Consider the following 14,826-nt stretch of genomic DNA (forward strand, 5'->3'; position numbering starts at 1 on the left):
CTATGCGTTGAATTTAGTGATTAAGGTGGTTTGCTTCGGCTTTTGTATTGCGTTGCTCACCCCTTAGCAGGGCGTTATGCGTATAAGCGGGAAGATTCTAGATACATAGGAAGCGAGGGGACAAACCACCATCCTAGCAACAAGAGAGTGTAGCTAAAGAAGTTAGAATCGACAGTCTTGACCACTGCTTTTTTTAGTGTTTCATAAGCTGAAGTTAATCTGTTTTTATCCATGTGCACCTCCTTAGGGCAATCTTGCAATTGAGAGTCGAACTCAGAGTGAGTTGAGAAATGTGAAGTTATTTGTTGGTACGTACCGGTTAAGTTCGAAATTAGCCAAACAATCAATTCCACAGCTTCAGCCCACTCCCCCGCGCTACCTATGCACCCAGAAGTTTGAGTATGATATTCTGTTTATCTGGTTGGGTCAATTAGTAATAATAAACCATACGCATAACAAAGCGTTTAAGACGGATTCCCAACGCTTGGCATTTTCGATTTGATTCAGCTTTAGTGTTTACGGCACAATGGTTTAGGTAGGGTGGTAGCGTTGCTCACCACTTAACGCGGCGTTATACGCTTTTGAGGAAATAATCCAATATGAACAAGGTAGTGTTCAGAAATTGCGATGAAAAGAGTGAGTATTGGGTTGCTCTAGAGAAGCTGTTTCAAACGGAATGGTCTGACTTTCTGTTTGTAGATACTTATAAACTAGAATCTAATCTTCCACCGGTAATTGTTGCTCTCAGAGAGAACCAAGTTATTGGTGGTCTCGCTTATTCGCGCTTTACAGAACCTCATGGTGACTCAGAAGTTATTTGGCTTAACGCAGTCTTTGTATCCAATGAGTGGCGTGGTCAAGGTATTGCGAGTGAACTGATCAATCGAGGTGTTAGGCAAGTATCAGCAACAACTCAAAGTAACCTGTATGTTTACACAAATGTACCATCGTTGTATGAGCCTTTAGGTTGGTTAGCGGTTGATGTTGAAAGTGAGCCAAATCATAAGGTTATGAAAGTTCCGTTGTAGTGTCAGCACGCGTATAACAAACTGTTTAAGAGTGATTCGCAACGTGTGGCATTTTCACTATGCGTTGCGTTTAGTGTTTAAGGTGGTATGCGGCGGCATCGGTATTGCGTTGCTCACACCTTAACAGGGCGTTATAGCGCTCGATAAAATTGAATATGGATGGTCATGGATAATATCGAAAAAGAGCTCTATCAAGCAGCAATAGAACTAGTAAATATGCGATATCCTTCTGGTTGGGGTGGTGCTGCGGCTGTTAGAACAGAGTCAGGAAAAATATTAACAAGCATTGCTCCTGATACTAAAAACGATGCTCTTTCACTATGCATGGAAGTGGGAGCGTATTTAGAGGCTCACAAACTCAATGAGCGAGTGACCCACTCATTATGCCTGTGTCGTGAGAGTGAGAACGATGAATTTCTAATCTTGTCACCATGCGGAGTTTGCCAAGAGCGCCTTGTCCACTGGGGTGGGGATGTCAAAGCAGCAATTACGACTCCAGAGAATGCATTGGTTTTCAAAACTATACGAGAGTTAATGCCTCATCATTGGTCACTTGTAAACGGTAAAGCGCTATAACAAACTGTTTAAGAGTGATTCGCAACGCGTGGCATTTTTATTATGCGTTGGTTTAAGTGATTAAGGTGGTATGCGGGAGCTTCGGTATTGGCGTTGCTCACACCTTAACAGGGCGTTATGTGCTTGGAGGAAAAATGGAATATTTTCAGTACTATGGAATCGACTGGGTTGCAATGGTACTTACGTTTCTTGCAATTTGGCAAATTGGAAATAAGAACAAAATCGGGTTCATTTTAATGATGTGCGGTAACACTAGTTGGGTAGCAGTTGGTTATCTTACTGGCAGTGTGGCAATGATAATTGCAAATATCATCTTTTTCTCAATGAACCTTAGAGCAATCATCAAATGGTCGACGCCAGAGAAAGAGCCTAAAGTTAGTGTTGTTGAGCAGTCATCTACAAGCTAGAAGTTCGCACATAACAAACTGTTCAAGAGTGATTCGCAACGCGTGGCATTTTTACTATGCGTTGATTTTAGTGTTTAAGGTGGTATGCGGAAGCATCAGTATTGCGTTGCTCACACCTTAACAGGGCGTTATGCGTTTTATCGACTAGAGGATTATCGTGTTTGAGAAATTAATTGTTGTCATTTTAGGCGGTTTGGTCGGTTTTCTTTTAACTATCCTCAAAGAGTCTGTTGCTGCGAAAAAGTCAAAAGCGGCAGAAACGTACTATCTTGCAATTATTGTCACGAGTAGTATCGAGCAGTTTATAGTTGGTTGCCGTGAAGTCGTCACTGATAATGGCACCGAAGATCAGAATGGATACACTTACTATCATTCGCAAACCCCAAGTTTTACTCCGTTAGAACTTGAGGTTGATTGGAAAATACTGCCTCAAGATTTACTCTACGATTTGTTAAACCTACCTCAAATGGTTCACGAAGCTAACTCATATATTTCAGCTGTAAGTGATTACACTGCTACACCTCCTGATTTTGCGGAATTTTATGAGGCGAGAGCAATGAAATATGCTGCTTTAGGTTTATTAGCCATTCAAATGTCTGAGAAACTTAGAGACCTAGGTGGCTTGCCGAAGCGTAAAGTAGAAGAGTGGGGTGATCGTCAGACATTCTTGCTGGCTCTTCATGAGAGCGAAGAAAGCGAAATTATGCGAAAAGAGTTCCAGCAGAAAATGCTAGATTCTTTGAAGCCTCAGGCACACGCATAACAAACTGTTTAAGAGTGATTCGCAACGCGTGGCATTTTTACTATGCGTTAGGTTTAGTGGTTAAGGTGGTATGCGGTGGCTTCGGTATTGCGTTGCTCACACCTTAACAGGGCGTTAGCTTTACCCCGAAAATGAACGCTGATAATATGCAACAATAAAAATAACAAAAGGTAACAATGAGTTATGGGCAATGAAGATCTTTTCTCGTACATGAAAAAATGTGCTTTGGATAGAAAAAAAGCTCCCATTAGGGTTGTATCAGAGGACGTGTTAATTCTAGGTTTAAGCCTTTTGATTAACAACAGTGAAGACGTCATTCGAGTGCTCACTACATTCAAAGGTAAAGAACATAATAGGCTCTTAGATGCTTTATCTAATGACTTAATTATTCGGAATATCGTTGATTACTTAGAAGACTCAAAACGAGAATTTTTGGTATTGACTGATGACTCAAAAAAACTAAAGAAGTCTAATTTTTTCAATCAATTAAAAGGGAAAGTTAAAGTAAACTCTATCCCTCAAAAACTGTTGAGTGATGCTGATGTTCTAAAACGAGGTGTTAATTTCGTAGTAGGCGACAATGATGCTCTAATTGTGGGCTCCTTTGACTATAGCGATGAAAATTCAAGTGACTTGTCTGTGCCTACCTTCATTAACTACTTTGACGAATCTTTCAACCGTAATTTATCTGAATATTTCAATTCCGTGCGTGATCGCTGTTTAAATGGAGGGGTCAGCCATGTCTGAAACAGTTATCACTTTTTATAAGTTAGCAGACTTTTCGTCTTTGATAGAAGTAGCCGTAGGTCTTAACTTAGTGTTCTCTTTGTGGGAAGAGCTCAGGCACATGGCGGTTAGTCGATTTAATCGCATTTCAGATGAATTGAGTACAGAATTAAAAGCTCAGCTTGGTGAAAAATTTGAGAATTCTCGATGTGCTTCGGGTTTCGAAGCGAAGCGAAAGCGATACGCGTTGCGACTCAACCGTTTTTCAACCTTTGCCAAATGGTCCGGACTTTTTTGTACCGCAGTAATGGTTTTAAATCTCGTGTTTATTGGCTTTAACCCAGATTATCAAGTCACTTACTATCCACTTTGCTGGCTACTTTTTTTTGCTGTAGTCTTTACTCCTTTGTGCTTGATTACGGGTAACTTATATGTTTCTTACTCAGCTTCTCGGTTGGGTGACTTCAGAAAAAGTCAAAGTTCAGCGATCGAAGATGTGAAGCAGTTATTTGAAAACGCGTAATAGTAAAGCTAACAAAGCATTTAAGAGTGATTCCCAACGCTTGGCATTTTCAGTTCAAGGTTGGGTTTTGTGTTTACGGTGTAAAGGTTTAGGTTAGGTAGCGGCGTTGCTCACACCTTAATGCGGCGTTAGGCGACATGAGATCAACGATAGAGTAGTGATAGTATCTTGGCGTGAATCTAGCTTCAGTTAATAGAAAAGGAGTGGATTAATGAATGGTAAAGCATTTGATAATTGGCAAAAATCTCGAAAGAAAGGATGTTTAAATTGGCTTTTCAGAACCACTTTCGTCACAGCCATTTTGTACATGATTTTTAATGTTATTTTCCTTTATCCATCTTCTGATGCGGCAAGCATTACGATTTTCTTATCGGATAATGCTCTTAATTACTCAATTTACACGATCGGGATGTTTTTCGCATTTTGGGCTATTTGGCTATACAACGAATCTTCGTATGAGAAAGAAGTTAAACGTAGAAATATCGCCTAACAAACTGTTCAAGAGGGATTCGCAACGCGTGGCATTTTCACTATGCGTTGATTTTAGTGATTAAGGTGGTGTGCGGTGGCTTCGGTATTGCGTTGCTCACCCCTTAACAGGGCGTTAGTTGCCAACGAGAAAAACGGAGCTAAAACAAAATGTTTAGGGCTAAGGTCCAGTGCTTTTTGGCTCGGTTTTCGTATTTCAACTTCTAGTTGTTTGAGTTTGTGAAAACCGAACGTTGGTTTCTTTTGTGGTTGGATTTTCTATTTCAGAAACCGATTTATATGTTGAAAGTTAGCTGTGTAACATTGACTGTCCAAAAGAGCTTTTTGGTGTTGTTAGCCCGTTTTCTACGGCGTTGTATGTTCCAAGTGGTTTCAGTAACAGGCGCTTTGAAACTGCGCCTGATTTGAGTTTTACAAAATACGTAAAGGTCGTGTTGGCAAAGTGCTCATAAACTTCAAATCAAAGCCGTGGGTCTGGCAACTAACAAACTGTTCAAGAGGGATTCTCAACGCTTGGCGGTTTAATGCTATTTTTGGTAAAAGTGTTTACGGTGTAAATTTTAGGTTGGGTGGCTAGCGTTGCTCACCCCTTAACAGGGCGTTAGGCGACGGGCAGGAAAATTTTTTGTTCTCATCTTCTTAGTTCTCTTTGGCTATTCGCTTTTCTAAGTCGGCAATTCAACATTGTCGCTCAACTTCTTGAATTTCTTCAACCGTAAAACATGCCAAAATTCGTGGGTAGCCTCATTGTTTTATGGGCCTGGTTGGCGGTGAATTTCACTGGTTCAGAGTGTGGAAAGGGCAAGTTAATCGAGGCTTTCGTTCTCGTTTTAAATTTGCAGCTTTACGTTTCGCTTCCTCAAAAGCAACTTGATCGCTGAAAGTCTGTATTTCGTAGTTGTCGAAATTTCGGCTGAAACATAGTGACATTTGTGGTTCTTGAATCACAAAAAGTCAGTGGGTGTTTGGTTGCTTATTTTGTTTCGGGTAACCTACTTTCAAACCAACTTAAACACTGGTGGGAAACTTCGCCTAACAAGGCGTTTAAGGCGGATTCACAACGCTTGGCGATTTCAGTTCAAGTTAGCTTAAGTATTTAAGGTTCAATGGTTTAGGTTTGGTGGTTAGCGTTGTTCACCACTTAACGCGGCGTTATGTGAATTGGAGAAATTGAGTAATGAAGAAGTTCTTCGCAATATTTATAGCAGCTTTTTGTTTAGTTTCAGTTGGTGCTCTAGCGAATGACTACAAGCTCGGACAGGCGTATGAAAATCATCAAAGTGACATTCAAGTTCGTGGTTCAGGAACAGTAATCCGCCTATTGCCGGATGACAACAAAGGAAGTCGACATCAAAGATTCATACTCAAATTAGATAGTAAGCAGACTTTACTTGTTGCTCATAACATCGACTTAGCACCAAGAATCCCCAACCTAAAAGTCGGCGATCGAGTTCAGTTTTACGGTGAATATGAATGGAATAAAAAGGGTGGAGTAATGCACTGGACACACCACGATCCGAACAATAGGCACCCACATGGTTGGTTAAAGCACAGCGGTAAAACGTACGAGTAGAAATTCACATAACAAAGCATTTAAGAGTGATTCCCAACGCTTGGCATTTTTCATTCCATCGTTGGGTTTTGTGTTTACGGTGGTATGGTTAGGTTTAGTGGTTGCGTTGCTCACACCTTAATGCGGCGTTAGGTGCTTGAAGGAAAAGGTAAGTATGGAAATTGCTTTTCGGCAGATAAACATTGATGATTTCGAATTATGCGTTGCTGCGAGAAAAGATGCATACTTTTGTAGTTTTGGGCATTGCGATGGTATCGACGACTTCATCAGTGGTTATCGTGAACGAGTCTTAGACCGGTTAGCAACATCAGGATGGTTCTATATCCATATATTTGTGGATGGTCAGTTTGCAGGGCAATTAGAGTTTCGTAGTTTTTCACCCGAGCCGGGGACTGGCTATGTGCATCTCATTTACTTAAAGCCGAATTTTCGTGGTTCAGGACTCGCTGCAAAATTGCAGGATTATATTGTAAGCACTTTGAGTAAAGCGGGTTGTTTGCGTGCTGTACTTTCAGTAAGCCGAACTAACCATCGAGCTCTTACATTCTATAAGCGTCATGGTTGGGAGTTCGTACGCAAGAATCCCAAGCACGATGAAACCGACTTTTACCAACTTTGGCTACGCACCTAACAAACTGTTCAAGAGGGATTCGCAACGCGTGGCATTTTCACTATGCGTTGATTTTAGTGATTAAGGTGGTTTGCGGCGGCTTCGGTATTGCGTTGCTCACCCCTTAACAGAACGTTATAAAACAAAGTGAGAAAGAATGTGAATGAATACATTATTCTAGAAAAGGATGATATATCAATTGCGGTTAATATTATCGAAGAAGGTGCAGGTGAAGAAATTAGAGGTTTGCAAAAAGATAGCTTTACAATTGTATGTGAAAGTATCAAAGCTCTTAGTGCAGAGAAAGCTATAAAGTTATGGTCTCAGAAGGAGCAATATCGAGAGGATGAATTACGATTTAAAAAAATGCGTGGTGAATCTGATTCAACACTCCATTGGGAAAACTTAAGCAATGAGGGCTTTGCTGTTCATCACCGTACTTTTAGAACAAAAGTTCCAGGTGGTTGGTTAGTGTCTGTAACATCACGTGTATATCATGGTGTTGGCTGTGGGGTGACTTTTGTTCCAGATCCTCAACATTTGTGGGATGGTAATTCAACCTAGTAGTAAAAATTGGGTAGTTTTATAACAAACTGTTTAAGAGTGATTCGCAACGCGTGGCATTTTTACTATGCGTTGCGTTTGGTGATTAAGGTGGTATGCGGCGGCTCGGTATTGCGTTGCTCACACCTTAACAGGGCGTTATGCGCTCGCAGAAATGGAGATAATCAATCATGGAAGATTTAGCTAATTCGTTAAGAAGTTCTGGCCTAAAAGTCAAAATTAAAAAAGGAAAAATTGCAGTTCGGCTTGACGGGCTTTCAAATCCGGTTTCGATAATAAAAGATATACCTGCTGATGAGTATAAAGTGAAAACTAATGATTCGATTCTATCGATAATTGCCTGTCTTTTGCTATTTATTGGTCTGTCAGGTATTTATGAGTTTAGTGGTAATGCTTTGATAAATATTGCACTTATCTCCGTTTCTATATTGTCTTTTGTTACAGTGTTACTTACAGAGTTTAAGCTGACTAAATTACGCGCTACTGTAGTTGCGTTCAATCGTGGAGAACGCGCATAACAAATTGTTCAAGAGTGATTCGGCACGCGTGGCATTTTTACTATGCGTTGGTTTTAGTGGTTAGGTGGCATGCGGGGGCTTTGGTATTGCGTGCCTCACACCTTAACAAGGCGTTAGTACGGGTTTGACATCAAAGATCATCAGTTTTGGTGTTTATCTGTTTTTGCACTCGTCTTTACACCTTTCGGTTTGTACCTTTCACGTTCTTTCCGGTGGCACTATATGCGGAGTGTTTGCTTTGATTTCACCGTTTACGGTTTCTAACTCTTAGCCTATTTCTTTGGTGCTTCTTCATTTTTGTGGTGGCTTTTGAGAGAACCTTGGTGACTTTTGGCGTTGCTGTTGAAGTGCGAAGAACGAATCCTTTTCTAATTTTAAGCCAGTAAAAGTAGGGCAGTTCAGTGCGTTTTTCTTCTAGCCAACTCTCGTCTCTTAACCGAGTTTAAGTTTTGTAGCTGCCCGTCTCACTTCAGTGTTCAAAGCCTTTCATATCATGCCATTTTTCAATATCTTGGGGCGCATAAATAGAAGTAGCGCATGTACTAACAAATTGCTTAAGAGTGATTCGTAACGCGTGGCATTTTTACTTTACGGTGGCTTATGTGATTAAGGCGCTGTGCGGTAGCTTTTGTATTGCGTTACTCACACCTTAGCAAGGCGTTATGTTCTTGGAGGAAATGGTGGGCTATCAAAGGGATAGGGTAACTTTCAGCGTTTTCCATAAACTTGCTTTAACTATTTACAAATGCTTAAAATTTAAGGTGTTAGGCGAAACAGAAAAGCTAGAGTGGCAGCAAATTTTAGTAGCCGATTGTTTGCGTGTTATAGGGTTTTGTAGTTTGGCTTATTGGCTAGCTTCCAAAGTCCAAATGTCTACATCTAGCGATAAGCACAAGTTTTGGTCTACTCATATTTCGGGTATTGCGTTGCAATACGCAGGTGATATGGGTGGTGCTGAAAGAGCATACTTACAAAGCCAAGATTACGGTTGTGTGCTTTCTTTGAGTTTCAGTTTACAACACTTGGGTAAATTAAACGTGGAGCTTGGTAACTATGAACTCGCTGAAAAGCAGTTTATTGAAGCTTTGGCTATTCGAACGAAACTGAAGCGTACAGACTTAATAGATTCGACCAACCGAGCAATACAAGGGTTACAAAAGCTACGAACATAACAAACAGTTCAAGAGGGATTCAGCACGCGTGGCATTTTGGGTATGCGTTGGTTTCGGTGTTGAAGTGCTATGCGGCAACATCGGTATTGCGTGCTTCACCCCTTAACTGGGCGTTAGGCGACGGGCAGTAAAGCTCTTTGTTCTCATCTTCTTAGTTTTCTTTAAGCATTCGTTTTACTAAGTCGGCAATTCAACATTGTCGGCTCAAATTCTGGAACCTATCCAGCCGTAAAACATGCCAATGTTCGTGGGTTGCCTCATTGGTTTTTAGCGTTGGTTGGTGGTGAATCTCACGGGCTCAAAGTGTGGAAAGGGCAAGTTAATCGAGGCTTTCGTTCTCGCTTTAAGTTTGCAGCTTTACGTCTCGCTTCCTCAAATGCAACTTGATCGCTGAAAGTCTGTATTTCGTGGTTGTCGAACTTTCGGCTGAAACATAGTGGCTTTTATGGTTCTTGAATCACAAAAAGTCAGTGGGTGTTTGGTTGAGTATTTTGTTTCGGGTAATCTGCTTTCAAAACAACTTAAACACTGGTGGAAAACTTCGCCTAACAAGGCGTTTAAGGCGGATTCACAACGCTTGGCGATTTCAGTTCAAGTTGAATTTAGTGTTTAAGGTACAATGGTTTAAGTTTAGTGGTTAGCGTTGTTCACCACTTAACGCGGCGTTAGGAATTATTAAAAGGAAACATAATGTTAGAGTTCATTTTAGCGGTTTGTACAATACTAGGTGGCATAACAGCGACCTGGTTTTTGTTTGAAAAACAAGACCTCTGTGCTAATACATTCAAGTTTAATAGAAGTCTACTCATTTGGGTTGATGAGAAAGGTATTCTGGATCAAGACGAGAAAGAACTCATTCAAAAATTAAGCAAAGCAAGCCTGTTCCTAAGCAAAAAGAAGTCATACGAACTAAAAGTAACAAGTAAAAAATATCAAAATCAGCTGGCAGGTCAGAGTGAAAAAGGTATCAATAAAGATATTGATGAAAAAATGACTGCAAAGTATGAATGTACTGCGCAAGCATTAAAATTACTTATCAATATGCGTTACATGAAGCAACTAGAAGACTTTACTGATGATGAATTTGTTATGATGGCAAAGGGAATTCTGAGTTTTTCAGACTTGACTCCGTATAATCCTTTCTTGGACCGCCTAGAGGTATGGTTCTCCCAAAATCACTCTTTTCGAGAAACTGTCCCTCTCAGTTCATTTGAGCGAAGCGTGTTATTTGAACATTTGGGTATAGACTGTATGCTCAACATAATGCCCAGCAGTGTTGTAGAACTGCCGAGAGAGCTAATCTGCGATAAAGTAGTTCCTACAATGGTATATTCAATCGAGAAATATTCGGGGGAGGCTCTATGTTTTCATCTCGACGAACAGTTCAATTTAGCTAGTTGGCAATATGGCGCGGCATAATCCTAACAATCTGTTTAAGAGTGATTCGCAACGCGTGGCATTTTTACTATGCGTTGCGTTTAGTGTTTAAGGTGGTATGCGGTGGCATCGGTATTGCGTTGCTCACACCTTAACAGGGCGTTAGAAATATTGGGAAAGTTATGTTCACAGAAAGTAATTTGTCGTTAATTGCAAACATTTGCACAATTGTTAGCAGTTTTAGCATTGTGTATGCACTGTATTTTTATATTAAAGGTAAAATACAAGAAAGCAGAAAACTCAATTTTAGTAATATAGAGAAAAGGTCAAAATTTTTTAAGTTGGTTGCAGTAGACCAGTCATTGATTTCAAAGGTTGAGATTAAATCTAAAACTCTTAGAAATAAAGACCTTACATATATTCTTTCAAATCGTAACGTTCTTACGGCAAAAAATAATCGCGAGAATTACCTTAAAAATGCGCTTAGATTTGTTTTCTCGGACAAATCTATACAGTTCTTAACGATTTCATTTCCATACGTCGCAAGTAATCTTGACCATGTTCTCAATCGTTATTGTCAATTGGCACTAGATGGCGTTGACTTTTATAGTATGGATTCAAAAAAAGTTGATGCGTGGGTTCAACTTACACAATTAGGGCAGTTTGTAATTAAATTTCCAATACCCGACGAGTTGTACAACGAAGAACGTTTTAACAACTCAAGATGGAGTGGCGATGGTTCTATCGCTGGACTTGGTGAAGAAGTGATCACCGACTACTTTTTCCCTTATTTAATAAATTATGTTTCTAGGAAACATGAAAATTTAACTGAAGCAGATCTGGCTATACTTCTATCACCATACTCTTGGGAATTTGGCCCATCGTAAAATATTTCTAACAAGCTGTTCAAGAGTGATTCGCAACGCGTGGCATTTTTACTATGCGTTGGTTTTAGTGTTTAAGGTGGTATGCGTGAGCTTCGGTATTACGTTGCTCACACCTTAACAGGGCGTTAGGGCACAGGGCGAAAATGGATAGAATCGTAGAATTAATCAAGCAAGATCCAGTTAGAGTTAAAGCCTTAGAGTGCGTATCTAAATTGGGCTTGCCTCAGTGTTACATTGCAGCTGGTTTCGTTCGTAATCTTGTTTGGGATGCACTGCATGGCTTTGATGTAGCAACACCATTGAACGATGCGGATGTTATTTACTTTGCTCCAGACGAGAACGACCCTAATGCATATTTACACCACGAATCTCAGCTCAAGCAGCTAATGCCAGAAGTTAACTGGCAAGTTCGTAACCAAGCACTAATGCATACTCGGAATGGCGATTTACCCTACACATGCTCCCTTGATGCTATGAGCTATTGGCCAGAACAAGAGACAGCTGTTGCCATTCGACAAGTCGCACCTGATAGCTATGAATGTATTGCAGCTTTTGGGTACGAATCCTTATTTGGTTACTGTGTCACACATAACCCTAAAAGGTCACGAGAAACGTTTGAAAATCGTGTAAATTCAAAGGGCTGGCTAGTAAGGTGGCCATCTTTGAGAACAGTGCCCTAACAAAGCATTTAAGAGTGATTCGCAACGCTTGGCGTTTTCGCTTCGCTCAAGTATAGCCAAGCGCTGCTCACACCTTAATGCGGCGTTATGCGACCTAAAGGAAATTGATATTTATGGATAAATTTGGAATGCTGCAAGAGCTTGGTGCGGGTGATTTTCAGCACCTCAATGGCTCGTTGGAAGCACACCTAAAAGGTACTGAGAAAGTTCTAATTAACTGGGGTAGTAGCGAATTACTTCAAATCGCAGGTCTCTTTCATGCCGCGTATGGAACAGCGGGTTTCGATGAGAATATGGTGTCGCTAAGCCAGCGCAAAGAAATAGCGCGAATTATTGGTAGTGATGAAGAAGCATTGGTTTATTTGTATTGTTCATGCGACCGAGACTATGTATTCCCTCAATTTGGCAAAGTGTTAGAAATCCAATTTAAAGATAGGTTTACTGGTTCAACATTCACACTCGACAATGCAATGGCGAAATTGTTTTGCGAGTTAACCGTCGCTAATGAGCTAGAGCTTGTTTATAGCAGTGAAGAGTTCAAACTCAAATATGGTGCCGAGCTATTTGAACTGTTCCAAGGTATGGACAGTTACTTAAGCCCTGAGGCTAGAAATGCGTACAAATCAGCCTTGTCGAATTTCGCATAACAAGGCGTTCAAGAGGGATTCTCAACGCTTGGCATTTTTAGTTTGAATCTGTTTTAGTGTTTACGGCACAATGGTTTAGGTTAGGTGGTTGGCGTTGTTCACCCCTTAACGCGGCGTTAGCTAGATAGGAAATAAAATGAAGGCAGCGATAAACTATAGAAATTATCTTGAAGAAATTGATAAAGCGATCACGAATGAAACACATCAATGTCTATATTTGGGCTGCCATGAGCAAGCGATAGGTTCTCATTCTGTTCAGAGAAAGGGACCTTTGTCTAAGATTGAAGTTAAAGATCATGTGTATTGTTTAGACTCTAGCCTTTCACGAAGTTATGATCTGAAAAGTTTGACGAGTAATATTAAGTTTAGAAAAACACCTATATCTAAAGCGACAACATTTCCGGGTTTTTGCGATTTTCATGATAAATTGTTTCATGAGTTCGAACTAGGTGGATTGGATGTTGGAAATGCTAAACATTTGCTTTACTTATATTATAGAACTTTAGGTTATGAATTATTAAGACAGGTAATGTCTTCAAAGCGGTTATCGATTCTGCTAGGTAGTCAATATTTGGTGCATTCGATCGAGTCAGCTTTTGGTCATGCAAAACTTATTAGTGAAACGACTTTCAAGCAAGCATTAAGCCTAAAGGCTAATTATTGTGAAAATGAGCTGATGCCACTTTTAGAAATTACTCAAGAGTATATAAAGAAAGGCAAAGTTGATTCTTTAGAACATTTGACCTTTGTTGTTGAAAAAAATCTTAATGTTGCGTGCTCAAGTTGCACATATATTACGGAAGAGCATTTTTCAGAATTCCGTGAGGTTTTCCCTAACGAAGAGGTTCCAACAGTTACATTTAATGTAATGCCTGATGATAATGAAACAATAATAGTAATTAGCTGGGATAGTAAATATGATATTCATAGCTCATGGCTGAGAAAGGAGTTTAAATCAAACTTTGAAAAACTATTGAATGATTTTATATTTTATAGGTCTGAAGATATTTGTATTAGCCCTAAACTGTGGGAAAACAATGCTCGTATGCAAGATGTTGTAAAAGAGACTGGGCACATATTGAATAGGAAGCATGAAAAAACTTTGGACTTATTGAAAATCTAGCTAACAAACTGTTTAAGAGTGATTCGCAACGCGTGGCATTTTTACTATGCGTTGGCTTTAGTGTTTAAGGTGGTATGCGGTGGCATCGGTACTGCGTTGCTCACCCCTTAACAGGGCGTTAGTACGGGTTTGACATCAAAGGTCATAAGTTTTGGTGTTTATCTGTTTTAGCGCTTGTATTTACACCTTTCAGTTAGTGCCTTTCACGTTCTTTCCGGTGGCACTATATGCGGAGTGTTCGTTTTGACTTCACCGTTTACGGCTTCTAACTCTTATCCTATTTCTGTGGCACTTCTTCTTTTTCGTGGCTTTTACTAAGTCAGAATTGTCTTTCTTTGGTGTTGCTGTCGAAGTGCGGGGAACTAATCCTTTTCTAATTTGAACTGAGTGAAAGAAAGGGATTTAGTGCGTTTTTCTTCTAGCTAACTTTCGTCTTCCCGACGGGGTAAAGTTTTGTAGCTGCCCGTCTCACTTCAGTGTTCAAAGCCTTTCATATCATCTCAATTTTCAATATCTTGGAGCGCATAAATAGAAGTAGCGCATGTACTAACAAATTGCTTAAGAGCGATTCGTAACGCGTGGCATTTTTACTATGCGGTGGCTTATGTGATTAAGGCGCCGTGCGGTAGCTTTTGTATTGCGTTACTCACACCTTAGCAAGGCGTTAGGAGTTTGCGCATGAAATTGATTTTTAGTGTCGCTTTAACATTTTTTGCATTCAGCTCTAACGGAGCAGAGCAAGTAACCACAAAAGATTTGTACGAGAAATTCAACATGAGAACTGTCTATAGCTCTTATGGTCAGAATTTAAAGTGGTATTGTGAAAGTTATCCTAGAGAGTTCTTTTCTACAGAAGAGGCTTCGTTTGTTTCTGATAGTCGACTTGAGTTAGTGTCAGGTGACAATGTTTGGATTTTCATTATTTCAGAGCCAAATATAGTTACTATTGGAAATCAGATAACATCGGGTACATATAACAGCGTCTCAACGTATGAGCTTTACTTTGACCCTCGGACTCAGGACTGGAGGGCAAATGAAACATATATAGACATACCGAAAGATTGTGAACGCTATGAATAAAACTCCTAACAAACTGTTCAAGAGGGATTCGCAACGCGTGGCATTTTTACTATGCGTTGGTTTTAGTGTTTAAGGTGGTATGC

At 40.1% G+C, this 14,826-nt stretch carries 18 protein-coding genes; all 18 read left to right on the forward strand.

Translation table 11 applies throughout. The annotated features are described in order from the left end of the window. Window positions 1-599 precede the first annotated feature (599 nt). The 18 genes from R7E47_RS23500 to R7E47_RS23590 all read left to right on the forward strand — a co-directional run bounded on the left by R7E47_RS23500 (window position 600) and on the right by R7E47_RS23590 (window position 14,743). Window positions 600-1,028, forward strand: a complete 429-nt coding sequence (locus tag R7E47_RS23500) for a GNAT family N-acetyltransferase (protein WP_258483919.1) — start codon at window positions 600-602, stop codon at window positions 1,026-1,028. Window positions 1,029-1,193: 165 nt separating this feature from the next. Beyond that, the gene (locus tag R7E47_RS23505) at window positions 1,194-1,604 is read left to right on the forward strand and encodes a cytidine deaminase (protein ID WP_069505786.1); all 411 of its coding nucleotides are present in this window, start codon (window positions 1,194-1,196) and stop codon (window positions 1,602-1,604) included. Window positions 1,605-1,738: 134 nt separating this feature from the next. After that, on the forward strand, window positions 1,739-2,011 hold the full coding sequence (locus R7E47_RS23510) for a nicotinamide mononucleotide transporter (protein WP_258483918.1): 273 nt from the start codon (window positions 1,739-1,741) through the stop codon (window positions 2,009-2,011). 157 nt (window positions 2,012-2,168) lie between these two features. Next, a complete protein-coding gene (locus R7E47_RS23515; protein ID WP_213892784.1) occupies window positions 2,169-2,774 on the forward strand; it encodes a hypothetical protein in 606 nt (201 codons plus the stop codon). 183 nt (window positions 2,775-2,957) lie between these two features. Beyond that, window positions 2,958-3,521, forward strand: coding sequence for a hypothetical protein (locus R7E47_RS23520; protein WP_258483917.1), 564 nt, complete (start codon window positions 2,958-2,960; stop codon window positions 3,519-3,521). Next, window positions 3,514-4,023, forward strand: a complete 510-nt coding sequence (locus R7E47_RS23525) for a hypothetical protein (RefSeq protein WP_318085085.1) — start codon at window positions 3,514-3,516, stop codon at window positions 4,021-4,023. Before R7E47_RS23520 ends, R7E47_RS23525 begins: the two co-directional genes overlap by 8 nt. 211 nt (window positions 4,024-4,234) lie before the next feature. Further along, the gene (locus R7E47_RS23530; RefSeq protein WP_005377018.1) at window positions 4,235-4,513 is read left to right on the forward strand and encodes a hypothetical protein; all 279 of its coding nucleotides are present in this window, start codon (window positions 4,235-4,237) and stop codon (window positions 4,511-4,513) included. 1,176 nt (window positions 4,514-5,689) lie between these two features. Then, window positions 5,690-6,085: a DUF3465 domain-containing protein gene (locus R7E47_RS23535; protein WP_171346383.1), complete on the forward strand. Its 396-nt coding sequence runs from the start codon at window positions 5,690-5,692 to the stop codon at window positions 6,083-6,085. A gap of 154 nt (window positions 6,086-6,239) precedes the next feature. Then, a complete protein-coding gene (locus R7E47_RS23540; RefSeq protein ID WP_258483915.1) occupies window positions 6,240-6,716 on the forward strand; it encodes a GNAT family N-acetyltransferase in 477 nt (158 codons plus the stop codon). Window positions 6,717-6,854: 138 nt separating this feature from the next. Beyond that, complete coding sequence (locus R7E47_RS23545; RefSeq protein WP_104979442.1) at window positions 6,855-7,259, forward strand: hypothetical protein; 405 nt, start codon at window positions 6,855-6,857, stop codon at window positions 7,257-7,259. 170 nt (window positions 7,260-7,429) lie between these two features. Beyond that, window positions 7,430-7,777, forward strand: a complete 348-nt coding sequence (locus R7E47_RS23550) for a hypothetical protein (protein ID WP_031780756.1) — start codon at window positions 7,430-7,432, stop codon at window positions 7,775-7,777. A 662-nt stretch (window positions 7,778-8,439) separates the two neighbouring features. Continuing rightward, window positions 8,440-8,949 carry a hypothetical protein gene (locus tag R7E47_RS23555; RefSeq protein WP_017822011.1) on the forward strand — a complete coding sequence of 170 codons (510 nt, stop codon included), beginning with the start codon at window positions 8,440-8,442 and terminating at the stop codon, window positions 8,947-8,949. A gap of 690 nt (window positions 8,950-9,639) precedes the next feature. Further along, entirely contained in the window at window positions 9,640-10,368 is a 729-nt protein-coding gene (locus tag R7E47_RS23565) for a hypothetical protein (RefSeq protein WP_318085086.1), read from the forward strand. 140 nt (window positions 10,369-10,508) lie between these two features. Then, complete coding sequence (locus R7E47_RS23570; RefSeq protein WP_258675281.1) at window positions 10,509-11,213, forward strand: hypothetical protein; 705 nt, start codon at window positions 10,509-10,511, stop codon at window positions 11,211-11,213. A 143-nt stretch (window positions 11,214-11,356) separates the two neighbouring features. Beyond that, the gene (locus R7E47_RS23575; protein WP_047104093.1) at window positions 11,357-11,893 is read left to right on the forward strand and encodes a nucleotidyltransferase family protein; all 537 of its coding nucleotides are present in this window, start codon (window positions 11,357-11,359) and stop codon (window positions 11,891-11,893) included. 113 nt (window positions 11,894-12,006) lie between these two features. Beyond that, entirely contained in the window at window positions 12,007-12,540 is a 534-nt protein-coding gene (locus R7E47_RS23580) for a DUF6817 domain-containing protein (protein WP_193248731.1), read from the forward strand. 136 nt (window positions 12,541-12,676) lie between these two features. Then, window positions 12,677-13,663: a hypothetical protein gene (locus tag R7E47_RS23585; RefSeq protein ID WP_045491797.1), complete on the forward strand. Its 987-nt coding sequence runs from the start codon at window positions 12,677-12,679 to the stop codon at window positions 13,661-13,663. 678 nt (window positions 13,664-14,341) lie between these two features. Next, window positions 14,342-14,743, forward strand: a complete 402-nt coding sequence (locus tag R7E47_RS23590) for a hypothetical protein (protein ID WP_258483928.1) — start codon at window positions 14,342-14,344, stop codon at window positions 14,741-14,743. The last annotated feature ends 83 nt before the right edge of the window (window positions 14,744-14,826 follow it).

This window comes from Vibrio sp. Vb1026 (assembly GCF_033338745.1).
Lineage (GTDB): Bacteria > Pseudomonadota > Gammaproteobacteria > Enterobacterales > Vibrionaceae > Vibrio > Vibrio alginolyticus.